Source organism: Solitalea agri (genome assembly GCF_023914155.1).
Taxonomy (GTDB): domain Bacteria; phylum Bacteroidota; class Bacteroidia; order Sphingobacteriales; family Sphingobacteriaceae; genus Solitalea; species Solitalea agri.
In genome coordinates, this window is record NZ_JAMWYS010000024.1 from 268,076 (window position 1) to 293,127 (window position 25,052).

Genomic DNA, 25,052 nt, shown 5'->3' on the forward strand with positions numbered 1-25,052 from the left:
TATATTAAAACCTAATTGATTGAAACGTTGACCGCATCAGTAATACTAGCAATTTTATTTGAGGATGAAGTAATTGAGATGATAAGTATCCCTTACTTGTTTAAATGTTGTCATAAAAGCTTATTTTCGGATAGATAATTCATCTTACATAGCTGAAAACAACAGCATTCCAATCATAAGCATTATGACAAACCCAAACGAGAGAACTCATTTTGCCCCTGAACTGCACATTCCAAATGGCACGTACAATATTGATTTTTATCTAAATTTCGGTGCAACGGAACACTTTTGTTTACGAAATGACGACGGGAGCATTCACGTTGCAGAACTGGAAATAAATGGTGCCATTTTTCACCTGCATGAAACAATGCGTTGGTTTAATGCGCTTGAGCCAATAACTGCCAAAGGCGTAACCGCTGTTATCGGCTTGTTTGTCCCTAATGTTGACGAAGTAATGCAACAAGCTATTAAAGCGGGAGCAACCGAGATCAGCCCGGCAACAGATCATGAATATGGCTATCGTCAGGGAATGTTCAAAGATCCATTTGGGCATTTTTGGCAAATACAGAAAAAAATCTAGCCAATTCGCGTTTGGTAAAAATCCTTTAATCCGGATAAAGTTCAGCATCAATCGTTTGGTTAACGTAAGTAATGAATTTTCAACGATACAACTTATAACTCCATCAATCAGCGCCACCATCAACGTCGTCAAATGTTTCCCTTTCTTTCGGACGAATATTGTATTTAAATGCCACCAATGGACCATAATAAATATCGAACTGGGTACCATTAATTCGTAGTTGTATTTGACCTATTATTCCGGTTAAAAAATGTAGGTTTTGGGAAATACCGGCACTAAAAGCAGCTTACTTAACTGAATGAGTTATGCGATATGATTTTTAAAGCACTAATTACTAACGATAGTCACACTTCGACCTTCCTCAGCGTGACGAGATGATCTTCAAATCGCACAACAACTTTCAATTATTACTTACTGATGATTAGCTTAATAGAGAAATGGTTAAGAGGCTTAAACTTGCTCAAGCAAAAAAAAGCCGCCTGAGAGAGGCGGCTTATCGCACTTTGAGATAGGGCAAACTCAAAGCTTGATCCAACAACAATTAAAACGACGTTAACGTAGCTGTGACTGTTTGAGTTTGGGTTTCCCCCTCTTCAACTTCGAATGTTTCAGTGTAGCTAACTTTAAATGTGTTGTTATTGAGAGAAATAATATCCCATAAATAGGTTCCATCTTCATCAACTATCTTCATTTTAGTCTTATTTGATTCAAAAGACCAAGTGCCATTTTCAACCGTACCGTCCTCACCATCACATAAGTTTGTACCAGAGAAAGCTTCCGTTTTACCATTATCTTTAAAAACCACATAGTCATCTTTTGCACAAGCAGGAGTAAATTGAAAAACATCGGTTTCTAGATCACCATCCCCATCAATATCAAGTCCTGGGGCAATGGTCATCCCGGTAATTTTCCATTTTTTGCCAACCAACTCTCCTTTAGAGCCGCCTCCTGATGGAGAGCCGTTATCATCTTTGTCTTTGTTACAAGCAGTAAAACCGCTGATTAATAAAACGCCTGTCAATAGCAGGGTAATTGTTTTGTTCGTTTTCATGTTCGTGTTATTTTATTTTTAAATAATTAATTGATTTCGTGTTAACCTCCCAGTACCTGAGAGCAAAGATTTTTTGGATAAGTAACAGCCAGGTAGATTCCTGTCAACCATTAAAATTTAAAAGCTACGCCTAATTGCAAGGGTGAAATACCATAGCCCACTTCAGCATGTGCTCCAATATTGTCGGTAAACATGTAGCGCATACCAGCATGCAGATCAATATCTACTTCCCCATCGGATGAGGAGGCTCCGTTGAACTCATCGTTGCCATTGTATTTCAGGTTGTAGTGTCGGTAGAGCAATCCGGCGCCTCCGTAGATATCGATACTAGGATTCGCAATCTTAAAGAGTTCATTAAAATGATAAGAACCACGGGCGCCTACTACGATGTATGTGTATTTAATATCCAAATCGTATTTGGTTTGTACGTAGCTAAGATTTAAACCTGCACTAATGTTTGGAGAAAAACTGCGCTCAACCGATGCTGTAATTGGAACGCCACCGTTACCTGCAAAACCATAAGTCCCAACCCCAAAGCCTGCATTGATGGCATATTTATTTTGGGCAGTTTGTGCCTGCGTTTTAATGCTTATTAATATTAAAAACGCTGCTGATAGTAGAATTTTAATTGTTTTCATGATATTTACTGTATTATTATTATTTCATTCATTATTGTAAATCAATTACTTATTAAGTTTACATAGGCAAATCTAGCAGCTAACAAAGGGGTATTTTTCTGTGGAAATACTGATTTATCCGTATCGGTAGAACTACTTAGAATAGGGGCATATTGCAGTTTAATGCAATAAATCGTACATTATTTACCTATAAACGCATTATTGAGAGAAAATGCAGTTAAAACATTTACACCATTTTTACATGGCTTGTTTTTTATTGGTTGTGGGCATAACAACCGCTAACGGACAAGCCAGGCAAGACAGCAATGCTGTTAAGAAACTATTGGATTCGGCCTTCGTGCTCGAAAACACCAGCAAGCAAGCCGCTTTAAATTGCTATCAGTCGGCTTTAGCACTAAGTAAAAAGATAAATTATAAGCTGGGCGAAGCTAAATCATTACACAATTCGGGGATTGTATACTATGGTATGGCGGAGTATGAAAAGGCGCGTAGCTTTTTCAAAAATGCCATTGACCAATACAAGATTATAAAGCACGGCAAAGGCATGAGCTCCTGCTTTAGCAATATTGGCAATACTTATCAGCTTCAGGACAAGTTGGACAGTTCGCTTGTCTATTATCAAAAGGCCATTGAAATATCTCAACAATACGGACTTACCGAATCGGCCGGGAGAGGATACAGTAATATGGGAATGGTATTCCGCAAACTCAACCAAACCAATAAGGCCTATGATTACTATACAAAAGCTTTTGAATTTGCTCAAAAAAGCAAAGATTCGTTAACCATGGCTATTGCCTTAATAAACCAGGGAACTATTCTGGACGACTTGGGCAAGAAAGAAGAGTTTTATCAAAAACAAGTACAGGCGCTTAAAATAGGTGAGCTTTCTAACAATGATTATGTAATGAAGCTGGCCTGTCTAAATATTGGTGAATATTTTGCGATCAAAAAAGATTATCCATCAGCAATTGCATACGGACAAAAAAGCTTGGCTTACTCCTTGAAACTAGATATTCCGTATGAAACAGAACGCATTAAGCCCGTTATTGCCCGGTATTATTTTTTAAGCGGAAATTATAAGAAAGCAGAGGCCATTTTACTTGAATCAATACAAGCATCGAAAAAACTGGAAGCTTCTGACATTACGCTCGACACCTACTCTATTCTGCAGGAACTCTACGAAACAAAAGGTGATTTCAAACAAGCTTATAAATACCAAACGCTACATAAGCATTTAAGTGATACGATATTTAACGAAACCCAAGTTAAAACTATTCATGAGCTAGAGGTTAAATATCAAACTTCTCAAAAAGACAAACAGCTGGCGACCAATAAACTTCAAATCACTGAAAAAGATCTCCAGATACAGCGTAAAAACTCATGGATAATTATTACCGTTTCGGTTATCGGTTTATTGCTGACAATTGTTTTAATTACTTACCTGACCTATCAGAACAGGCAAAAACTACATAAACAAAAGCTGATTGCTCTCGAAAAAGAAAAAGAAGTACAATTGCTGGAAGCCATGATCAACGGCGAAGAAAAAGAACGTACCCGTATTGCCAAAGATTTGCATGATGGTGTTGGAGGAATGCTTTCGGCTGCCAAAATGCATTTCAGTGCAATTAAAAGTAACATTCAACATTCCACTAACATCGAAGGCTTTGACCTGGCTTTAAGCCTACTTGATGAATCGGCTAGTGAAGTTCGTAAAACGGCACATAACCTGATGCCTGAACTGCTTACAACCAATGGTTTGAAAGACGCTTTGGCCTTATTCTGCAAACGGATCAGCAATCCTTTAACTTCAGTTCAGTTTATTGCAATTGGTGATATTCCGCGCTTCAAGCAAAGTTTCGAGCTTTCTGTTTACCGTATTGTTCAGGAGCTGATGAATAATGTTATTAAGCACTCACAAGCTAAAGACGCTATTGTACAGATGAGCTGCCACGATGAGTTACTTTTAATAACCGTTGAAGATGACGGAAAAGGTTTCAACCAAAACAGTGAAGGGAAAAACGGCATTGGATTATCAAGCCTTCATTCAAGGGTTGAATCATTTAATGGCAGCATGAAAATAGATTCGGAAGAAAGACGGGGAACTACCATTTATCTCGAATTTGATATAACAAGATTGAAAGTACTGGCCGAAGAAGAGCTAGCATAAGGAGGAACTAATACATGCCAATAAAATTGACCATAGCCGATGATCATGTAATGGTGATAAACGGCTTGAAGATGATGCTGGAGAAACAGGAAAACATTTCCATTATCTCGACTAATATCAATGGAAATGAACTCCTTAAGGCTCTTGAAACCGAGCAACCTGACGTATTACTGTTGGATATTCAAATGCCGGGAATGACAGGATTGGAGTTATCCCCAATTATTACCAAGACCTATCCAGCAATTAAAATTATTACTCTTACCAATTTTGAAGAGTCGCATTATATAAAGCAAATGATCAGAAATGGAGTCTCTGGATATCTTTTAAAGAACACGAACCAGGAAACATTGATCCAGGCTATCGAAACCGTTTATAATGGCGGTCAGTTTATCGACCCACAAATGCAAAAAGTATTACTGGAAGAAAGCCTATTAGGCAAGAAAGTTTCGGCTTATGAAATTCCATTAACCAATCGCGAGAAAGAAATATTGAAATTGATAGCAGAAGAGAAAAGCAATCAGCAAATTGCCGATGAACTTTTCATTAGTTTACGCACTGTTGAAACGCATCGTTTAAACCTTTCACAAAAACTGAATATCAAAAACACAGCTGGCTTAGTAAAAGAAGCCATTAAAAGAGGTTTGATTCAGTAATCTCTTTAAAATAGCTGCTTTTAATTCGCAGGTGAGAATAACTTTTACTACTTCCCCTCTTTAACTTAATCATACATTTTATTTGTAAGCAATCTAAATAAAAGTATTTTTGTGGTCATGAAATTAGTGTGTAAGAACGAGTTAGGCGGAATTTACATTGATGCAGCAAAGGCCGGTTTATTTTTAGAAGTAAATGGTAAGAAGTCATCATTACGTATCTGCGAATTTTTATTACTGCGTCAACGAGTTAACAGCATTGATTGGGAAGGCATTTTGTTAGATACCAATATCGATGACGATTTTCATCAATTTAACTTCTCTATTAGAAGCAAAACTGTTATTTATACATTAACTGAAGCCATCCGTTTACGTGATTTAGTAAACACTGCTCATTTTTACTTCTTATTAAAAGATATTCTTACACGTGCGGAAGTAAGTATGGAGTATAACCTGAATATTCCATCGGAAGAAGAAATCGCTGTACTATAAGTCCACTTTCCTTTATTTATAAAACTTCCAAATTATTGTTTTTTAAGGCATTTTCTTTTTAATGGCGTAAATTGCTATATAAACTTTATTGCCATGAAAACTGCACTTAGACTTAAAACATCCCTCCAAGAAAATATTGAAGAACTATTGAACGAGCAGATTGCAATGGAAAGCCATTCATCTGCGGCCTATTTAGCTATGTCGGCTTGGTGCAATGTTCAGGGCTTGCAAGGTGCTGCCAAATTCTATCGTCATCAATCCAACGAGGAGCGCACGCATATGATGAAGATCTTCGACTTCATTAACGATGCCGGTGGCCATCCTACTTCTCCAGAGGTTAAAAATGTTCCTAAAAACTTTAACAACCTGCACGACCTGTTAATCATGGCTTTGGAAATGGAGATCAAAATCACTGAAAATTTCAATAAAATTGTGGACCAGTGTCATAAATCAAAAGATTTTCAAACTGCGAAATTCTTACATTGGTTTTTGGATGAACAATTGGAAGAGGAACAAACTGCCCGTAGAGCTATTGAGTTATTTGAATTAATCGGCACTGAAGGCACTGGTTTGTTCCGTATCGATCATGAGATCGAAAAATTAATGGAAGGTTAACCCATCTCCTCTGATATTTTGAAGAGGTTTCTTGATAAAAGGAACCTCTTTTTTTTCTAAAAAAATAATCGTTTTTAGGATAAAAGATAGAAGCAAACAAGATAATCCATCTTATTTGAATCTGATGGTCGGCCTCATAGCCGGCCGAGGCCTAGAAACTTTCTTCTTGATAAGAAAGTTTCCAAAGAATCAAGGCTACGCAGCTTTAGCTAAAAGATTCTAAAAAGACTATCTGCAATTCGAGCTCCCGATAGCTATCGGGACTTCGCTTCACTTCTCCGAATTGCTTTGCCTCATTACTCATCCGCCTTACTACCTGTCTTTTTATAACCTTTTTTTACGCTAAAGCTGCTAAGGCCGAACCTTCCTACTTATAGGTAAGAAATAAAAAATGAGATTATAAGTAATTGAACGCATAAAGTTTCAAGAGTTTATATCCTCCTTGATGAATTTCATTCATGTGGGTTTTATCTTAAAATTACCATTGAAACCCCGTAAAGTACCATAAGCTATACCACATCTTCAATAACTTTGAGTAGTAAAAATTTAATCTATGGCTATCTCAAAAACACAGGCGATCATCCAGCAAAAATGCCCTCGCTGCCGCGAAGGACATGTATTCAAATATTCCACCTATAATCTATCAGCTTATCAGCAAATGCATACTAACTGTCCGGTTTGTGGATTACGTTATGAAATTGAACCGGGATTTTTTTGGGGAGGAATGTACTTCAGTTACGCCCTTAATGTAATGCAAAGTGTAATTCTTGGAATTACGACTTATTATCTACTAGACAATCCATCAGCCTGGGTCTATTTAAGCATCATTATCGGAGGGATATTTCTATTTATGCCCCTTAATTTCAGGCTGGGAAGAGTGCTGATGCTCCACTGGTTTTCCTTTGTTCACTATGATCCTGCCTGTTCTAAAAAAGTGTTAGCACCTAGTAATCATTAACCGATTTCTTAAATTCCTCGGGTGTCATACCGGTGTATTTCTTAAAGAATTTGGTAAAGTAGGAATTGTCGGAAAAGCCTAAACTATAAGCAATGGTTGATATAGATTCATCCAGGTTTACCAGTTTGCGTTTGGCTTCCAATAAAATACGCTCTCTTATCACCTCTCCTGCCGATTTGCCCAGAAGTTCGGTACAAACTGCGTTTAAATGATTGGCACTGACATGTAATTGTTCGGCGTAATCTTTTGGCAGTTTCAGCGATTTGAACTTTTCATTTACCAGATCCCTGAATTTATAAAGCAATTGTAAATTAGGCTTCACCGATTCATTAGCTTCAGTAGGATAATTTTCAGAGCGGGCCACCAGAATAAACAATGACAAAAGCAACAATCGCACCTTATCCTTGCTAAAAGGCTTTACTGCGCTAGTTTCTGTAACTAATGCTGAAAGCATCTCCCCTGCTTCCTTTAACTCTGTAGCGGTTAATGTTAAAATATTCTCCCCCGTTATGCCTCGCCAAAAATTAAAACGGCCCAGGTAACGTTCATCACGAAGAAAAGAATGAAACAATTCTTCCGAGAAATTAACTACAAACCCATCCATTTCGCCTTCGAACTGCCAGCCATGCACCTGTCCCGGTACCATAAAATAAATTTGTCCCACCTCAACTTTAAACCGTTCAAAATCTATGGTATGAAACCCGCTGCCCTTAGTGAATAAAACCAGATGGTAAAACGTATGCCCATGAGCACGATGCAAATTGGGGTGTTTTTTCAGGTAGTCAGCAAAGCATTCAGCTACAATTTCGTTGTGTGCATGATCGCTATCACGAAAGGTGCAAATATCATAAACCGGAAGTTCGTCTTTTACTTTAAGCATTGGTACAAATATACCGCACAGTTTATCAAATGAAATTTTGAGCAAGAAAACTGTTTTTTATCTTTAGCCATGGAATCACAAACCTTACCTCTATTAGATGCTGTTGAGCAGCGTGTTTTAGGTGCATTGATTGAAAAAAGCAGAACCACACCTGAATATTATCCATTAACGCTTAACAGCTTGGCTGCTGCCTGCAACCAAAAATCAGCGCGAAAACCGGTTGTTAACTTTGATGATGACACCATTGTTGAAGCGTTAAATACTCTGAAAAAGAAAGGCTTGGTTTCTACCGCTACCGGAGGAAGCAGCCGCACCATTAAATATAAGCACAACCTGGGAATTGTATTTCCTATTGTTCCGGCAGAAGTAAGTATCATCTGTCTTCTTCTTCTTCGTGGGCCACAAACTCCTGGTGAGTTAAATACCAACTCAGGAAGAATGTATGAGTATGAGTCATTAGAAGAGATTCAGGAAATTTTAGAAAAGCTTTCGAATCCGGAGCTTCAATTTGTTGTGCAGCTACCTAAGCGGATCGGACAAAAAGAAGCCCGTTACATGCATTTATTGGGCGGAACGCCGTCTATTGAAGAGGAGGATGAACCCGATATGCCAATTGCCAGCAAACCCGTAGCTGAACTCGAAGCTCGTTTAGAAAAGGTAGAAACGGAACTGGCTGAACTTAAAGAAGCTTTTGATAAACTGATGAAGGAGTTGATGGGATAAGGGTTTGGTTTATAGATTTAAGGTGTATATAAATACCTATTAGGCGTAAATATTATGAACAAACTATATCTGATATTTATTTTAATTGCATTTATTTTAGTTTCCTGTAATCAGACAGCGGAGCGACAGAACTCGAAACCCGTTGATACTGTTTCGGTAAAAGTTGACTCTACTTCAGTAAAAAGGGCAGACAGTTACGCTTATACTCCAACCTACTACGATTATAAAAATACTCGTTTGAGTGATAATTATAGAGACACTGCCTTTACCAAATTTTCAAATGACACTACTGAAGACTGTTTTACCCTTAATATCCCCAAAGGACTTGTCACAGAAACTAAAACGACTATTCGAGTTGTGACAAAACAAGGAGAAGTTATTTATGAGCATACATTTGCCACAAGTGACCTCATCAACGGATATGATACAGAGGAAATTAAAACGGATGTCGAAATGGAGAAATACATTCTATCACTAGCAAAATCTCTTTTAAAAGAAGGGCTTTACGACCCAAGTGAACTCTCAGAGGAATCCTATCTAAATCAAGCCACTAAAGAAGATTTCAATGATTACGAAGTATTTGAAAATATTAAAAAGACAGACAGAATTATGTTTCACTATTGCTTGAACGAGGAATCAAATTATTATTTAGGTTACTCCGACAAGAAGAAAAAAGTTGTAAAAATAATCGACTGTTGCTGAAATAAATTGCAGAATATTATATCACACTAAAAATGTAAGAGCCTTTGGCTAACACACATTTACCTTACGCAGAAAATACGCTGCTACAAACTTTAAAATACGGCAAAGCGTGGAAACCTTATAGACAATTTAAAGACGCCGCTGACCATTTTAAAACAGACACTAGAGATAGTTAGAATATGCCAAGTGAAGAAAAATTAAAACTGCTATTTGTATGCACTATTAATAGAATGAGAAGTGCAACTGCACATAAAATTTACGAGAATGACAATCGTTTTGAAGTAAAGTCAGCTGGAACAGACAAAACTGCAAACACTGTATTAACATCAGAACTATTAAATTGGGCAGACAGTGTTGTGGTAATGGAAAAACACCATCGGAATCATATAAGAGAACATTTTCCTGACATCTATAAAAACAAGAAAATTGTATGCCTATACATTCCCGACGACTATGACTATATGCAGACTGAATTAATTGTACTGTTAAAAGACCGAGTTGAAGATGTTTATAACCGAAAGCTTATTTGACGAAAATATAAAGGTGTTTACATCGCGCTTTCGACAATTTTTAACGTTACCAGCAAGTTCAAACACCAGCCATCGACCATTAGACAATGAAATTTTTAAAATATTTCCATATCCTTCCCCTTTTCTTACTTCTAAGTTGTTCGACAAATTCGGGGAAAGACTCAAATGAAAAGACAATTAGCGCCATAAATCAAACAAACTTTAGACAATTCATAAGGAAGTTTAAAGTGCTATCATTACCTCTGATAATAAATACAGACGAAATCCAGGCAACTTCGTCACTAAAAAGACTAAACGAGAAAGACAATACTTTCATTAATTCTGAATATCCAAACGAGATATGGAGCTATGGACTACTTCCTGATACAAGCAAAACGTATAAAATTATTTGGCTTGCACCAGCTGAAATGTTAGTTCCTGTCCTAACAACATTTTCTAAGAAAGGACAAAGAATAAATGAGCAATATTTAGGAGTAGGTGGTTGTGGCTCCGATTGCTGTTTTTGGTGTAAGGAGAGCATTAAAATAAATCAAGACATGACAATATATTCGGTTGACTCAATAAGGAGTTGCGAATGTGACAGTATCGGTCCAAAGGAAAATACAATGAAAAAGTATATTCGTTTTATGACTGGTAAAGTTTCAGGCAACGGAAAAATTAAAATGACGGAAATAATTGAACAAAGGGTTAATTAAAAACCAATGCAAGAGATAAACCTTGATACCAGACAACCATTGGCCAGCTTTAACACTAACGGCAATTCAACATATATTGAAAAAATCACCTCTCCCGCTAAGGTTTAGCATAGGAATAAAAACTAAACGGAGAGAGAAAAAAGCTCAGTTGACGACACAATTAACTATCAAAAAATAATCGATAATATATACAAGGATAATAAAAACAAGCTTTACCTATTGACCGCCTGTTTCAGACCGATAAGTGAGGATACTTTACTCACCACCCAATACTTTAAAGACATAACGGACTTTGATTTGGAAACATTTCGAACAGTAAAAGATGGATATTTTATAACCAAAGGGAAAGTCTATTTATGGTGGGGTAATTCAGATGGAAATTATCCGGTTGAGGTTATTGGAGCAGATCCTAAAACATTTATTCCTTTTGATAGTATTGCTGGTGGAACAGACAAAAAATCTGTTTTTTATGGTGGACCACCTGAGGATTTTTCTAAAATAGACGGAGCCGATCCTAAGACGATTAAAGTCTTGAATCCAAAACGAGGTTGTTGGAATTGTGGTGATTGCTATTTTACAGATGATAAAAATGTTTATTACGGATTGCAAAAAATTAAAGGTGCTGATCCTAAAACATTCACACTCCTAAACCTAGATACCATTGATGCGAAGGATAAGAATAGAAAATATTTCAATGGAGAACCAATTGAATAAATAAAACACCCTAGTAACCCTCCTGACTCAAATGGTTTCTATTTTGATTGCTCGTATTGCAAGCCCATTATTTACTTATTTGACGAAAAAACAAAAGCCTTTGGTGAACTACGGGCGCGAAAATAACAACTAACAACATCGTATTCTTGAAACCTAGCGCTTTTAAGTGTTCGCCCAACGATCAAAAGAACTGATAAACGAAAGACTACATCTGACCGAAAACTATTACTCCCTAATTGTTGCTTCGGAGTAAATTGCTTACACTAGGCGCAACAACTTCCAAACAATACGTACAGATTTTTTACGTACATTTATTAAAACTTTTGAAGTTATGAGTGCAACCATCAAAGAACAAGCAAGATTTGACGCAAGACTTTCCAAAGAACAAAAACAATTCTTTGAGAAAGCAGCTTATTTAGGCGGTTTTAGAAATCTAACAGACTTTATTATTCTCTCTGCTCAAGAAAAAGCGATGGAAATAATCAAAGAAAAAGAACAAATAATTGCTTCTGAAAGAGATAGTGAACTTTTTTTCGATGCAATTACAAATCCTAAGAAACCTTCAGAAGCTTTGAAAAAGGCTTTGGAAGATTATAACGCTTTCATCTCAAATTCAAAATAGCATAATGATTGAGCTATTAAACAATAAGCACAATCGAGAGGATTTTGACTGCGGTAACGAGCTACTAAATAACTACCTGAAAAATCAAGCAGGACAAGACATAAAACGAAAATTGTCTGTTTGCTTTGTATTGACCGAAAGTCAAACAATGAATATTCAAGGATATTACACGCTTTCAAATAACAGCATTCCACTAAACAGTTTTCCCGAACCTATTCAAAAGAAACTTCCAAAATCTTATTTATCAATTCCAACTACGCTACTTGGAAGATTAGCAATTGATAAAAAATATCAAGGAAAAGGAATTGGAAAAATATTACTGATTGATGCACTTAAAAGAAGTTACGAGGTTTCACAAGAGATCGGCTCATTTGCAGTAGTTGTTGACCCTATAGACAAAGAAGCAGAATCATTTTACGAAAAATATGATTTCATAAAACTTCCGGACAGTGAAAAAATGTTCATCGTTATACAAACGCTAAAAGAGCTATTCGGTTAACACGAGCATTCTTGTTCTAAATTACCGGCCAACTTTTCCTTAAATTCGATCTGATTAAGAAACTAAGATTTTCATCGAATTGCACTCCCAGTAAAAATGACTACCGACATTTTAGAGTTTAACAATTTCATTGTGCTGATTGAGCAATCAAATGCTTCAAAAACATTTGTTCAAAATTAACCACAGAGTTGCACAGTGTTTCTCAGAGTTTAACTTTCGTGTTACTCAGTGGTTAATTATTCTTTTAATAGGTTTGAATTAAAACATCAGTTGGGATATTCAATTTTTCGTGAAGTTGCCTTATCATTTCTAAGGATAATTTTCTTTTCTTATTCAGAATTTCGCTGGCGCGGCTCTTTAACCCAATGATTTTTGCCAAATCCGTCTGGCTGTAATTCAATTGCTCCATTCTGAATTTAATGGCTTCAACCGGATCGGGTAACCCGACAGGAAAATGCTCCCTTTCAAATTGATCAATCAGAATTCCAAGAATTTCCAATTCATCTCCTTCCGGAGAACCTTTTTTTGCATCAAAAAGAAATTCAAGCCTTTTCATTGCATCATTATAATCCTTTTCAGATTTAATTGGTTTAATATTCATTGTCTTCAGATTTCAGTCGCATTTATTTTGTCATATTCGGCGTGAGTTCCAACAAACCGAATCCATACCATCTTATAATCATAGTTGATTTTTACAATCAAACGATAATTATTTCCTTTTATATTAAAAACCACCCGATTGTCTCCGATAATGCTGGCACTCGGATAATCCTTTTTGATTTCATTTGGATTTTGCCACGATGCCCCTTCCGCTTCCAGATACCAAGCTTTCAATTGTTGCTCACTGTCCGCGTGTTTCTCCCAAAAGTCTCTGAGCGATTTCTTAGCAATTACTCTCAATTATTTTCAGTTTTAATTCAAAGATAGAAAAAGTTCCCAAAAAGGGAATGTTTATTTTCTTTTATCCAATACCTTTCTACTCTTTGCAACTATTATAGCTATTCCTTTTTCATTTGCAGATACACGCCATTTGTCCAACCGAAACCATCCTGAGTTGGATATTCTCCGCCTCCGCCGGGAATTTCAGGATATAGCACATTATACTTTTCCAGCAACTTACCAGATTGGTAATATTGACGTTCAACCGTCCGGATCCATCTCACTTTTATAGAATCAGCCAATGCGTTCTGATCGTAATTTTTTAATCCTTTATAACCGATCCATTGCAAAGGAGCCCAGCCATTGGGCGCATCCCATTGCTGAGAGCTAAGCGTGACGGTGGTTACAAGCCCTCCATGAAGCAAAAAGTAGCGCTTTACTTTATTGGCAACTTGAGTCGCCTGTTGAGGGTTAGCTATTTTAAAAAACAGGGGAAACAAGCCGGCGAGTGTAAATGTTGAAGTCGGTCTTTGTTCTATAAAATCATAATCCATGAAGAACCCTAACTTCTCACTCCAACAATATTTCAGAATCGCTTTCCTTCGCTTTTCAGCCTTTTGGGTAAACAACGAGGCTTTCGTAGTTTCTCCTTTTTGTTGATAAGCTTTTGAGATCGTCGTTTCCAACTGAACTAAAAGGCAATTCAGATCAACAGGGACTATTTCGGTGGTATGGATGGAGCCTAAACTTATTCCATCTTTAAACCAACGGCTGCTAAAATCCCAGCCCGATTCACAAGCTGCGCGGATATTCCGATAGAGAACTTCAGGTTTTTTGCTTTCTTTGGCCAACTCTACATCTTCGCGATAAGATTCGGCCCTTGGAGTTGCCACTTCATCCCAATAACGGTTTAAGGTGTTTCCGTCTGGTAATTTCACTACCCTGTTAATTGTTTTTGATTGCTCTGATCCCTTCATCCAAAAGGTATACTCCGCTAATAACTGCGGAAGGTATTTTTCATATATCGAGGCGCCTTTCATTTCTGCTAACAGTTCAACCATCAGTGAAAAATAAGGCTGTTGTGACCGGCTTAAATAATAAGTGCGGTTTCCGTTTGGAATATGGCCGTATTGATCGATCAGAAAAGCAAAATTATCCACCATGTTTTCAATTAGATCTACTCTTCCCGATGCCCTTAAACCCAGCATGGTAAAGTAGCTATCCCAATAGTAAATCTCATTGAACCGCCCACCAGGAACAATGTAGGGTTTAGGCAATCCGATGAGAGTTCCTATAGAGCTCGATTGATGACGTTCAAGTACTTTCCATAATTCCTGTAAATGATCGTCAATAGGTGGAAATGAGCTCTTGGTTTGAAAATCAGTTTTGTTTGGAGGTAGTGTAAAGCATTTTTCAACAAACAATTTAAGATCGAATCCCGGTTGTTGTTTGGCTACTCTATAGGCTTTTAGAATTGAATCGGAGGAGTTAATGGGAGAAGAATCGGCAAAGGTTTTAGAATCGGCAAATACTTTCTGAAGTTGAACATCTCTAAAAAGTTCCTTTAAATCACGGTCGGGAATATACTGTGCAAAGCACTGCCCGATAAGAAGAAACAGCAAGTGAATGAATAGCAGTATACTTCTTTTCCGAAAGTTGACCATGCTGACTATAATTAGAATGCTAAATGCTTGGAAACGCTTCGACTGCGCTCAGCGTGACTATTCATTAATTAAATCACACGATTATATAGAGATCCCATTAAAGTTAGGTTATTCAGCCGATAATCAGATATAATCAGTTTAGACGAATTGAAGCGTCAGCCTGAACGAAGTCGAAGGCTTATAACCCAAAACGCTTCTACTTCCCTTAGCGTGACAATTCTGTAATTAATCGTACTTTTCGAAAAGATTCTATTAAAGATAGCCCATTTCAACCGATTTTACTTTCGGTATTTCTTACGGGTTTCTATTTTTTGAAGCTGACGCTGGATGTAAGCATCAGCTATTACTTCGGCAGGATTATCAGGATTTTCGGCCAATGCTTTTTTGAGTTTGAACTCATCTACATCGGCCCGATACAATAAATTTATTAATGTAGAAAAGTTACTGTCCATTAACACTGTAATTCGTTCAATTATCAGTTTTCGCAACTGTTGAAACTGTTCTTCCGGTGAATTAAAGACAGGCAAATTGGGCTCTGTCACACTTAAATCGCGGGTGCTGAACTGCAGTAATTGATGGTAGTCTTCGCTATCTGGCATACCCTATTACCTGTACTTATATTTCATTTTAGCCTTTTCTTTCGAACTGAAATTGTAATCCTTCGCATTCTTTGCTTTTTTTTCATGGAATGCAGTTCCAATAAATTCTTCTTCCTCTTTTTTCCGTTGTTCCTTCTTCTGAGCCGCCTTTTCTTTATTTGGATTATTCTCAATGATCAAACCGGCAGGCAAGTCTACCAGTTCCATTTTCTTACCAACAGTTTGCTCAATCTTATTGATCAGGGTTAATTCAATATCTGTAGAAAAAGTTAGAGCGATAACTTCCTCATCAGTAGCAGGCTTCACAACTCGATCAATGAATACTTTCTTTTCTTCCGGCAAGTCAAAATGTAAAATGAATGGAATTCCGCTTAAATCCTCTTCCACCTCATCTTCATTTGAAACAATAAACACCCGAAACACCTCAGCGGCCTTAAAATCATTGATATTTTTAAACCCTGGAAGATCAAAAAACATGGGCTTCAGCAAAGCTACTGCCCCTGGAATTCTTTTATCTAAGCTTTTAAACAACTTTTGAGCTGTAAAGCGGGTATTTACAAAAACGATAACCTTGGTAAAATACTCATCATCACTCATCAGCAAATTGAGCAGGTTAAGTTTAGTCTTATAATTAGGAACGTGATATAAGATCTGCTCAATGGTTTCAACAGAAGGTTTTGGAAGCTCGGTAACCTCTATTGTTGCCGGTAATTTCATAAACGGTTCCAGCAGATTATTCAACTTATCGTGCATCACTTCGGTAAACACCAAATGCTGGCATTTTAAAAAGCCTCTGCCTAATTCATAAATAGGTAATTGCATGCCATTTTTAATCATCTGATCGGCATTATCAATCACCATTACCTGAACCTTATTTGCATTAATTCCAGCCTTCATATACAAAGCCTTGGCCCTATCGGGGGTGGTTACCACCACATCGCAACCATCGGCTATGTTATTTATCTGTGACTGAATACCTCCGGTTGGTAAGCATCCATGAATAACCAGCTTGTTTTTATTCAACAGCTGAAATTGCTCAACAACCTCAGTTATTTGTTCGGCGTTTGGAACTAAAACAAGTGCCCGAGGAGGTTCGTCAATAGGATATCTCAGTTTTAGCAAGATACCAATAATGTAGGCGGTGGTTTTACCGCTACCCTCTGGAGCCAATGCAATTATATCCTGTCCGCCAATGATGCGCGAAACAACTTTTTCCTGAATTGGACGGGCAACTGTAAATCCGGCATCAATCATTGCTGACGCCAGTGGTTTACTTAGTTTTAATTTATCTAACGACACGTGATTCTCTATTTAATCTTAAGGCTGTAAAAATACTGAACTTATTAAGGTAAATACGGATTTAATTAATTAATAATGAATGCTGTTGAATTCTAGCTCGAAAATCGCATTTTATATGTTCAGTTTACATAAAACCTGTGGTAATTAGAACAGATACAGCTATTTAACGTGGACTGACTAAACTATTTGAATATTTATATTAAGCAATAGTAAAAGAAATGTTAATTTTCAATTCTCTAATGAGTTTAAAGGTCTATTAGAGCAATTAAAAGAGGTACTCATAAAAATGCAGCGCGACAAACTTCCAACCATTAAAGAAATTGCCAAACGATTGAAGGTTTCCACTTCCACCGTTTCAAGAGCTTTACATAATCATCCGAGCATTGGCTATATTACCACTTACCGTGTTCATAAATTAGCCGATGAGATGGGTTACGAACCCAACCATACAGCCATTTCTTTTAAACAGCGTAAAACCTATACCATTGGCGTATTGTTGCCCAACTTATCAGAGGCTTTCTTTTCGGCGGCAATTAGTGGCATTGAAAACTTTGCAGGCACCAAAAATTACAACGTGTTATTGGGCCAATCACTTGATGACCCTGAACGGGAAAAACGCATCATCGAAACCATGAAGACTCACCGGGTTGACGGAATGATCGTTTCAATTACCAAGAACACTGAAAATTATGATCATTTTGACCAGCTAGCTAAATATAGGATCCCAATTGTTTTTTTTGACCGTATTCCCGAAAAAGAAAACATCAACTATGTAGCATGTAATCTGGAAAGCGGTTTATTACAGGCCTTGAACTTACTAATAGAGCAAGGGCACCGAAAAATAGGATTGATTAATGGACCAGACCAATTAATTGCCAGCAACCAGCGTAAAGAAACCTATCTGAAAGGCTTGGTGGGAAACAATATACAACCGGATGATAAACTAATGGTTTCATCGACACTTTCAAAAGAAAGTAACCAGCAGGCGACCAACTCTCTGCTTGAATTAAAAGACCGTCCTACAGCAATTATTACCTTTAACGATTATGTAGCCTTAGATGCCATTGCAATAGCAAAAAAACAAGGGCTTGTAATAAATAAAGATGTTTGTATTGTAAGCTTCGCCAATTTGCCAATTTGGGAATATATGGATAACCGTCCTTTAGCCTCTATTGAGCAGTTCCCATACAGGCAGGGAGAAAAGGCATCTGAAATTTTATTCTCGTTCATCGAGTCTCAGCCCTCAACAGATGATGAATCAAAAGAACCTTTGAGTAATCAGCAGATAATTTTTGACTCAGAATTGATAAAGCATTTATAAAAAAGAGCCGGCTACTAGCTGGCTCTGACCAATCAAATTCAAACTTATGTAGATTTGGGAACCTACATTTTATTCAATTCAACCTAACTATTTGCAATTATCACTAGTTGTCAGTGGTCGAATACTTTTAACAAAACCTATGGTAAGGCATTAAAATCAATATTGGGTGTTTTGTTCATCGGCTTTCTGGTAAACTTTTGATCTAAAGCAACCGACTCATTGAAAAAACCGCCATTTCGCATATAAAAAGAAGCATTGCTTTTGCTCAATCCTCCCGCAAAATCTCTTCTATATCCATTTCTAGCCGTTGCATCACCTGACAATCGAGCCTCAGTAATTTCATACCACTTTCCATTTACATCTCTCACCCATTGATTACCGTAATTTGCCAATCGATCAACATTACCTTTATTGGGATCGAAATTTTCGAGAAAAGAATGAGGACTCTTTAAGTATGTATGCGTTTGAGGACGTTTAAAACTCGCTAGCAACAACCATTTATTATGTTCTACATCGAAGAAGTAAGAAGTGTACTCTGTATGCGACTGATCCACCGGTTTAACATGTGTAAGAAATTTATACGTTTTACCAGCTTCCCAGTTATAACGCATATAACTTTGACCACCAGAGCCTTCGTTTCCAAATTCCCCACTCCTCACATTCATGCCTTTTTTAAGTAAAACAATTTTCATACTGTCTGGAATGCTCTTTGGATCATCGGTATGAAAAGGGCTCCAAACTGAAAACAACACTCTTCGTTCTGTTGGGGAGTTTACCTGTATTCCAAAATAACCTTCTTTAAATCCATTAGCCATATAATATGAACCAATGGGATCTTTTCCTTTCGGAACAGTAATTTCAGAGTAAAACCATTCGATTTGATCTTTTGCCGTTTCAGGTACATTGTAATTTAAATGAACCGAAGGCCCTCTCCTTCCCCAATGAAAATAATTACCGTCATTGTTCTTGGTAAAAGCCAGTCCGTCATTGGCGGAGGTTCCACTTAAAATAATGTCAGAAACTTCAGCAAATGTTTCACCCGTTTTAGTAATACCCTGAAGTTTAATGGTATAATAGCCGGCCTTTTTAAATCCAATTGTACTTACTTTCCGCAAATCGTATGAATGATTAGTTGCTTCGAGTATCGTAGAGGAGCTGGCAGCCTCCAATTTTATTTTTGAAACTCCGTCTTTAACCCTAATTTTCAACGAGATATCAAATACTCCAGGTTTTTCGACATAAACATAGGATGTAATAATACTTTTTGCTGATTTCCAGTTTACAATACCTTCATCAGTAATCACCGCCTCCTCTCCTTTAATCACATGATTATTTGTAACCCAGGCATTTCCTCCCAATGGAATAGAAACTGTAGGATCATTTGTTGCAGCCTTAATTTTAAGGTTGCTAGTGCACGTTAAAGCGAGCGCTACAAGTGCAGCTAGCCTTATACTTGTTAAAATTTTCATGTTTTTTGATGGAAGAGAAAGGGAAAAAGAGAAAAACATCCGGAAGGTTTCCCCCCTTCCGGATGCCAATTCAATTCAATTCAACTCAATTTAACTATTAAAAACCACTATCATCTAGTGCAAAAACATTCTTTTTAGTCTGCCATTTACCACGAGTAAAGTCAGGGAATTCTTGTGGAGTATTACCTTCATTAATTGATTTTTCAGAAAGTGGCATAATCACACTCATCGTTACAGAATCATACACATCAATTGGGGTTTGTTTCTTCTGTTTTACAGATTCAACAAAGGCGTTGAATACGAACCAATCCATACCTCCGTGACCAGCACCTTCAGCTTCTTTCTCATATTTTTTCCAAAGTGGGTGATCGTATTTAGTAAACCAATCTTTAGCGGCATCCCACTGGTCATAATTTTGAGACTGACCTTCGATATAAACCGATTTGTTCACATCCATCCAAATTCCTTTGGTTCCCTGAACTCTGAAACCTAATGAATAAGGGCGAGGTAAGTGCGTATCATGGCTTAATAATAATGTTTCACCGTTAGCACAATTAAGTACTGTGGTAATAATATCTCCGTTCTTGTAGTTAAGTTTAGCCGCAGGGTTTCCAGGAGCCAATTCCTCAACATATGCACCTAGTCCTCTTGCTTTCGATGCAAACGAAACCAGGTTAGTAAAACGATTACCTCTGTTAATGTCTACCATCTGCATCATCGGACCTGCACCATGCGTTGGATAAATATCTCCCTGACGGTCGATATTAAACTGGGTACGCCATTGTGCTTCACTAATAGCATCAGCGCCGTATTTTACCCCTTTTCCATACCATGATTTACCGTCGTTAAACAATACGTGGCGTAGGTCATGTTGGTAACCACCTTCTAAGTGCACAATCTCACCAAATAATCCCTGGCGAACCATGTTTAAGGCTGCCATCACATCCCTGCGATAACAAACATTTTCCAAGGTCATGTAAGGCATTCCGGTTTTCTCAGAAGTGTCTACAATATCCCAGTGATCTTGCACGGTTAAACCAGCAATTACTTCACATCCTACATATTTCCCAGCCTTCATGGCATCAATTGCCTGATCTTTATGAAATTGCCATGGGGTGGAAATAATAACTGCATCTATATCCTTACGTCCAATAAGTTTTTTATAAGCATCTAAACCGCCTGTATACTCAACCGGTAATTTTTTACCTGCCTTTTTAAACAATTCGCGGGTACCACTCAGCGCCCATTCCTGTAAATCGCAAATAGCTACTATTTCAACATCATTACGTAAAAGGCCTTCCTGAATGTGATTTTGCCCTCTGGCACCTACTCCAATATAGCCTAATCGAACTTTGTCAGTGTCTTTCCCAAAAATCACTCTCGATGGAAGAATACTAATGCCAGCTGCGGCAATTGCGGTATTCCTTATAAAATCTCTACGAAGCATATAATAATCAATTTGTTGGTTGAAGCTTTTCAGAACAGCTCGAAAGCAAACATATAAAATTGAAATCCGAAATATTTTACGCAAACGTTTGTCTAAAAAAATAAAAAATTCCGCAAACGTTTGCCTTGCTCCTCCCCCCTTGTAGATATAATTCAAATATGCATCTTGGCACCACATTCAATTTGTTTTTAAGGCCTTTAGACCTCCTGTTCAAACAAATGAATCTAAAAATGTAAAGATTTAACCGATTACGCAATTTCAAAGGCCCGGGTACCTGTACCCGGATTTGAGTTAAGAATACTTAAATTTATCAAGCTGTGTTTTTCAGAGTACGCTTGCTCATTACAAAACGTGTAGTACATGAACTTAAACCAACAAGCACCGAGGAATATTGAAGCGATCATTGATCGTTTTAATTTAGAAGGAAGGATTATCGGAATTAAACCATATGGGTCAGGCCATATTAATGATACTTATTTCCTGAAAAACGAAGACGATTTATCACCGAATTATCTGTTACAACGGATAAATCATAGCATTTTCACCAATGTTCCTGATTTGATGAAAAACATCCAGTTGGTAATTGATCATCTAAAATCGAAACTTTCAACAGCAGCAGCAGCAACAGAAGTTCTTACAATTGTCCCATTACATGACGGTGAGTTATTCTATAAAGATGAAGACGGCAATTATTGGCGGGTTTTTCATTTTATAAATGACACCAACAGCTACGATCTGGTTGAAAAAGAGGTTCAGGCTAATGAAGGAGGAAAAGCATTTGGACGTTTTCAGGCAATGCTTGCCGATATGGATGCCAGTTTGCTAACTGAAACCATACCAAACTTCCATAACATTGAGATGCGCTTAAATCGATTTTATCAGGCTTTAGAGAATGATAGTGCAGCTAGGAAGCATACTGTTTCAGAAGAAATTGAATATATCAACGCGCGGACAGAGCAGATGAAAACCATCTTAAAGTTAGGAAGACTGGGTAAACTTCCACTGCGTATAACTCATAATGACACCAAGTTCAATAACGTATTGCTCAATAAAAATGACGAAGTCCAATGTGTTATTGATTTAGATACGGTTATGCCTGGATTTGTAGCTTACGATTTTGGCGATGCTATTCGTACAATTATTAATTCGGCTGCCGAAGACGAAAAAGAACTCGATAAAATAAAGCTGAATATTCACTTGTTTGAGGCTTACGCCAAAGGCTATTTAAAAGAAGCTCATCATTTTTTAACAGATATTGAAGTTGAATCATTGATGCATGGCGTATTGCTTATCCCATACATGCAGTCGGTTCGCTTTTTAACAGATTACCTCGAAGGTGATGTTTATTATAAGATCAGCTTCAAAGAACATAATCTGCAACGCACCAAAGCGCAAATTAAACTCCTTAAAGAAATTGAAGCGCATGCAGCAGAGCTTTCAGACATTGTTAATACAGTTTATTCTGAAATTAAATCAGAAATAGCACAAATTTCTTAATATACCTAAACCTAGTAAAAAGCGTCCTGAAAACCAGGACGCTTTTATTTTTATTGATTGTCCTATAGAAATTATCTGGCAATTCTGATCATTATAAAACGGTTTTCATGCATGGTAAACAATGCTTATTCGCATATCAAATCGATAAATTCTAAATTAAATAACTAAAAAAGGCGTCTCGATCTCTCGGGACGCCTTTACTTTTACAGGTCTTTGCCAAAATTATTTAACAGTTCTGATCATTTTTAAACAAACAGGCTTATCAACAGTTAAACTAACCTTTGTATCATCCAGTTTACCGGTTTCCTGGTTAATTTTATAAAGCACAATACTATTGCTGTCTCTATTGGCAACCAATAAAAACTTACCCGATGGATCTATAACAAAGTTGCGAGGGTGAGTTCCGGTTTTGTAGCGGGCAACTTCCGTTAGCTTTCCATCAACCTCTACCTTATAAGCTACAATCTCATTGCTGGTAACACGATTAGTGGTATATAAAAACTTACCATTAGGCGTTAAGTGAATATCAGCACAACCTTTATTGTTCTCTCCGGCAGTTTTATCCGAAGCTACCGATTGCAATTCTTTTAATTCGCCTTGAGCATAGCTATAAGCAACAAGTTTTCCGCTTAGCTCATTCAATAAATAGCAATATTTTCTATTTGGATGAAATGCAAAATGGCGAGGACCAGAACCTGCCGGCAGTGAGTAAAAAGCAGGCGCTCCAGGCGTTAATACTTCTGAAGGGCTTTCAGGATAAAAATTGTATTTGTATAAACGATCGTTACCCAAATCGGCAACAAAAACAAAGCTACCATCAGGCGAAAACTGCGCACTGTGCACATGTGGGCCTTCCTGACGATCAGCAACAGCTCCACTGCCTTCATCTTTTATGGTTTGTACCGCCGGAGTTAATGAACCGTCGCCACTGGATTTGTACATTACAAAATCGCCGCTGCTATAATTGGTGGCTACTACATTTTTTCCTGATGCATCTACATCAACGTAACAAGGGTGGCTGCCATTGGTTGGCTGCTTGCTCACTTGTTTTAAAGCACCGGTTTTATTATTGAAAGTAAATGAACTTATTGTGCCTTTATTGTCACCATTTTCATTTACTGCATAAACAATTTTTTTATTTGGTGAAATAGCCAAATACGAAGGATTTTCAGCTTTGGCAGTACTAACATAGGTAAACTTATTAGTAACGGGATTGAATCGATAAACATAAATCCCTTCGCTTTTCGTATCGGTATAAGTGCCTACCAATAAAAAGTAATCAGCTGCAGGAGCCTGCGCTTTAACCTGAACTAATGAAAAAAGGAATAATAAGAATAGGAAAAGTGATTTTTTAACTGCTAAATTCATACGAACTAAATTGATCCGCTAAATATAATATAAATGATAAATTAAGTTTAACGCATTTATCTTTTTCCTAAAATTCATATAATTAATCTATTACTAAAAAATAAAAGCAGCAGTTAATAGCCACTGCTGCCCTTCTAATTGTTTATAGAGCGAATTCCGTTAATTTCCCGCCAACATTTCTTCCAGCTTATTGCGTTCAGTTTGAAGTTCGCGAGCAAGGCGTTTTTCTTTATCGTTTGACTTGATTCGATAATGTTTAAACTCTTCTGTTAAGTCATCAAACAATTTAATCCGGTATTGCGCTTCTCTTTTGAAGCTTCCGTTCAAAAAACTTAAGTAGGCCAAGGCTGCTGTAAGACCTAAAATCAAACTCCACATCAAGGTGTTGTAACCCGATTTCGAAAAGTTCAACCCTAAAAAACCAATAGAGTTATTTAATGATTTGGAAGTTAGAAGACTTGCTTCCTGCTTGTTTAAACCTTGTGTTAACGAATCTATTGATTTCTGATTTTTGGCAATTGTTTTAAGCGAAGCTGCATTGCGTATGCGTTCTCTAACTAATGAGTCATTAGCATTTTGCCACAAATAGCGTAGCGAAGCAGTTTTAACAACTTTATAATCTTGATAATTATTAGCCTTTTCGATAATTGCATCGAACTGGCTTTGTAAACTGGGACCGTGTTGCGAGCCCACAGCATAGGCGTTTATACTAAGACAGCATAAACACGTAGCGGCAATACGAATTACTACTTTACTCATTTTATTAATTTTTGGATGGTTTAATTCTCTTTTGGGGAAAAAGAGTAATTGCTTTAAAATGAAACAACTTAACTGCCAATAATCATAAAGGGATCAACACATTATTGAAAATCGAGTTCAGGAGTTCGGAAGCTAATTTTTAACGTTTAGGTTGAGAATAAACGATTTAAGAGAAGCAAAAAATTGCGGCAATTAATCCTCAATCGATGTAATTAATTCCCAATTAATAATAAA

The 25,052-nt window shown here is 37.2% G+C and carries 27 protein-coding genes; 15 read left to right on the forward strand and 12 right to left on the reverse strand.

What is annotated here, in order from left to right:
• The first annotated feature begins 184 nt into the window (after window positions 1–184).
• Window positions 185–580: a VOC family protein gene (locus NF867_RS05875; protein WP_252586756.1), complete on the forward strand. Its 396-nt coding sequence runs from the start codon at window positions 185–187 to the stop codon at window positions 578–580.
• Window positions 581–1,121: 541 nt separating this feature from the next.
• On the opposite strand, the gene NF867_RS05880 is transcribed toward NF867_RS05875, so the two are convergent.
• Both NF867_RS05880 and NF867_RS05885 read right to left on the reverse strand, forming a co-directional pair.
• On the reverse strand, window positions 1,122–1,631 hold the full coding sequence (locus NF867_RS05880) for a lipocalin family protein (RefSeq protein ID WP_252586758.1): 510 nt from the start codon (window positions 1,629–1,631) through the stop codon (window positions 1,122–1,124).
• Between the two features lie 110 nt (window positions 1,632–1,741).
• On the reverse strand, window positions 1,742–2,269 hold the full coding sequence (locus tag NF867_RS05885; RefSeq protein ID WP_252586760.1) for an outer membrane beta-barrel protein: 528 nt from the start codon (window positions 2,267–2,269) through the stop codon (window positions 1,742–1,744).
• A 241-nt stretch (window positions 2,270–2,510) separates the two neighbouring features.
• Here NF867_RS05885 and NF867_RS05890 point away from each other — a divergent pair, with 241 nt between their 5' ends.
• From NF867_RS05890 to NF867_RS05910, 5 genes are all read left to right on the forward strand, one after another.
• Entirely contained in the window at window positions 2,511–4,436 is a 1,926-nt protein-coding gene (locus NF867_RS05890; protein ID WP_252586762.1) for a tetratricopeptide repeat protein, read from the forward strand.
• Between the two features lie 14 nt (window positions 4,437–4,450).
• Window positions 4,451–5,089, forward strand: coding sequence for a response regulator (locus NF867_RS05895; RefSeq protein ID WP_252586764.1), 639 nt, complete (start codon window positions 4,451–4,453; stop codon window positions 5,087–5,089).
• Window positions 5,090–5,206: 117 nt separating this feature from the next.
• On the forward strand, window positions 5,207–5,578 hold the full coding sequence (locus tag NF867_RS05900) for a hypothetical protein (RefSeq protein WP_252586766.1): 372 nt from the start codon (window positions 5,207–5,209) through the stop codon (window positions 5,576–5,578).
• Between the two features lie 93 nt (window positions 5,579–5,671).
• Window positions 5,672–6,193, forward strand: coding sequence for a ferritin (locus NF867_RS05905; protein ID WP_252586768.1), 522 nt, complete (start codon window positions 5,672–5,674; stop codon window positions 6,191–6,193).
• A gap of 553 nt (window positions 6,194–6,746) precedes the next feature.
• Entirely contained in the window at window positions 6,747–7,151 is a 405-nt protein-coding gene (locus NF867_RS05910) for a DUF983 domain-containing protein (protein WP_252586770.1), read from the forward strand.
• On the opposite strand, the gene NF867_RS05915 is transcribed toward NF867_RS05910, so the two are convergent.
• Window positions 7,138–8,031 carry an AraC family transcriptional regulator gene (locus NF867_RS05915; RefSeq protein ID WP_252586772.1) on the reverse strand — a complete coding sequence of 298 codons (894 nt, stop codon included), beginning with the start codon at window positions 8,029–8,031 and terminating at the stop codon, window positions 7,138–7,140. The genes NF867_RS05910 and NF867_RS05915 overlap by 14 nt on opposite strands.
• Window positions 8,032–8,100: 69 nt before the next feature.
• On the opposite strand from NF867_RS05915, the gene NF867_RS05920 reads away from it, so the two are divergent.
• The 7 genes from NF867_RS05920 (at window position 8,101) to NF867_RS05950 (ending at window position 12,516) form a co-directional block, all read left to right on the forward strand.
• On the forward strand, window positions 8,101–8,754 hold the full coding sequence (locus NF867_RS05920) for a YceH family protein (protein WP_252586773.1): 654 nt from the start codon (window positions 8,101–8,103) through the stop codon (window positions 8,752–8,754).
• A 54-nt stretch (window positions 8,755–8,808) separates the two neighbouring features.
• A complete protein-coding gene (locus NF867_RS05925; protein WP_252586774.1) occupies window positions 8,809–9,456 on the forward strand; it encodes a hypothetical protein in 648 nt (215 codons plus the stop codon).
• Between the two features lie 230 nt (window positions 9,457–9,686).
• Entirely contained in the window at window positions 9,687–9,986 is a 300-nt protein-coding gene (locus NF867_RS05930; protein WP_207765276.1) for a protein tyrosine phosphatase, read from the forward strand.
• 86 nt (window positions 9,987–10,072) lie between these two features.
• Window positions 10,073–10,681 carry a hypothetical protein gene (locus NF867_RS05935; protein WP_252586775.1) on the forward strand — a complete coding sequence of 203 codons (609 nt, stop codon included), beginning with the start codon at window positions 10,073–10,075 and terminating at the stop codon, window positions 10,679–10,681.
• A gap of 297 nt (window positions 10,682–10,978) precedes the next feature.
• Entirely contained in the window at window positions 10,979–11,395 is a 417-nt protein-coding gene (locus tag NF867_RS18405; RefSeq protein WP_380724584.1) for a DKNYY domain-containing protein, read from the forward strand.
• 331 nt (window positions 11,396–11,726) lie between these two features.
• Entirely contained in the window at window positions 11,727–12,017 is a 291-nt protein-coding gene (locus NF867_RS05945) for a type II toxin-antitoxin system TacA family antitoxin (protein WP_252586778.1), read from the forward strand.
• A gap of 4 nt (window positions 12,018–12,021) precedes the next feature.
• Complete coding sequence (locus tag NF867_RS05950) at window positions 12,022–12,516, forward strand: GNAT family N-acetyltransferase (protein WP_252586781.1); 495 nt, start codon at window positions 12,022–12,024, stop codon at window positions 12,514–12,516.
• A 244-nt stretch (window positions 12,517–12,760) separates the two neighbouring features.
• Here NF867_RS05950 and NF867_RS05955 read toward each other — a convergent pair whose 3' ends face one another.
• From NF867_RS05955 to NF867_RS05975, 5 genes are all read right to left on the reverse strand, one after another.
• Window positions 12,761–13,117, reverse strand: coding sequence for a helix-turn-helix domain-containing protein (locus NF867_RS05955; protein ID WP_252586783.1), 357 nt, complete (start codon window positions 13,115–13,117; stop codon window positions 12,761–12,763).
• 5 nt (window positions 13,118–13,122) lie between these two features.
• Complete coding sequence (locus tag NF867_RS05960; protein WP_252586785.1) at window positions 13,123–13,416, reverse strand: type II toxin-antitoxin system HigB family toxin; 294 nt, start codon at window positions 13,414–13,416, stop codon at window positions 13,123–13,125.
• A 98-nt stretch (window positions 13,417–13,514) separates the two neighbouring features.
• Window positions 13,515–15,059: an alpha,alpha-trehalase TreF gene (treF, locus tag NF867_RS05965; RefSeq protein ID WP_252586787.1), complete on the reverse strand. Its 1,545-nt coding sequence runs from the start codon at window positions 15,057–15,059 to the stop codon at window positions 13,515–13,517.
• A gap of 278 nt (window positions 15,060–15,337) precedes the next feature.
• Window positions 15,338–15,658, reverse strand: coding sequence for a hypothetical protein (locus tag NF867_RS05970; RefSeq protein ID WP_252586789.1), 321 nt, complete (start codon window positions 15,656–15,658; stop codon window positions 15,338–15,340).
• Between the two features lie 6 nt (window positions 15,659–15,664).
• Complete coding sequence (locus NF867_RS05975) at window positions 15,665–16,957, reverse strand: DEAD/DEAH box helicase (RefSeq protein ID WP_252586791.1); 1,293 nt, start codon at window positions 16,955–16,957, stop codon at window positions 15,665–15,667.
• Window positions 16,958–17,243: 286 nt separating this feature from the next.
• Here NF867_RS05975 and NF867_RS05980 point away from each other — a divergent pair, with 286 nt between their 5' ends.
• Window positions 17,244–18,278, forward strand: a complete 1,035-nt coding sequence (locus tag NF867_RS05980) for a LacI family DNA-binding transcriptional regulator (protein ID WP_252586792.1) — start codon at window positions 17,244–17,246, stop codon at window positions 18,276–18,278.
• 137 nt (window positions 18,279–18,415) lie between these two features.
• Here NF867_RS05980 and NF867_RS05985 read toward each other — a convergent pair whose 3' ends face one another.
• Both NF867_RS05985 and NF867_RS05990 read right to left on the reverse strand, forming a co-directional pair.
• Complete coding sequence (locus NF867_RS05985) at window positions 18,416–19,747, reverse strand: DUF3472 domain-containing protein (RefSeq protein ID WP_252586793.1); 1,332 nt, start codon at window positions 19,745–19,747, stop codon at window positions 18,416–18,418.
• A 97-nt stretch (window positions 19,748–19,844) separates the two neighbouring features.
• Window positions 19,845–21,194, reverse strand: coding sequence for a Gfo/Idh/MocA family protein (locus NF867_RS05990; RefSeq protein WP_252586795.1), 1,350 nt, complete (start codon window positions 21,192–21,194; stop codon window positions 19,845–19,847).
• Window positions 21,195–21,554: 360 nt separating this feature from the next.
• Here NF867_RS05990 and NF867_RS05995 point away from each other — a divergent pair, with 360 nt between their 5' ends.
• The gene (locus NF867_RS05995) at window positions 21,555–22,691 is read left to right on the forward strand and encodes a phosphotransferase enzyme family protein (RefSeq protein ID WP_252586797.1); all 1,137 of its coding nucleotides are present in this window, start codon (window positions 21,555–21,557) and stop codon (window positions 22,689–22,691) included.
• A 222-nt stretch (window positions 22,692–22,913) separates the two neighbouring features.
• Here NF867_RS05995 and NF867_RS06000 read toward each other — a convergent pair whose 3' ends face one another.
• The gene (locus NF867_RS06000) at window positions 22,914–24,059 is read right to left on the reverse strand and encodes a lactonase family protein (protein ID WP_252586799.1); all 1,146 of its coding nucleotides are present in this window, start codon (window positions 24,057–24,059) and stop codon (window positions 22,914–22,916) included.
• A 159-nt stretch (window positions 24,060–24,218) separates the two neighbouring features.
• Window positions 24,219–24,818, reverse strand: coding sequence for a hypothetical protein (locus tag NF867_RS06005; RefSeq protein WP_252586801.1), 600 nt, complete (start codon window positions 24,816–24,818; stop codon window positions 24,219–24,221).
• Window positions 24,819–25,052: the final 234 nt, after the last annotated feature.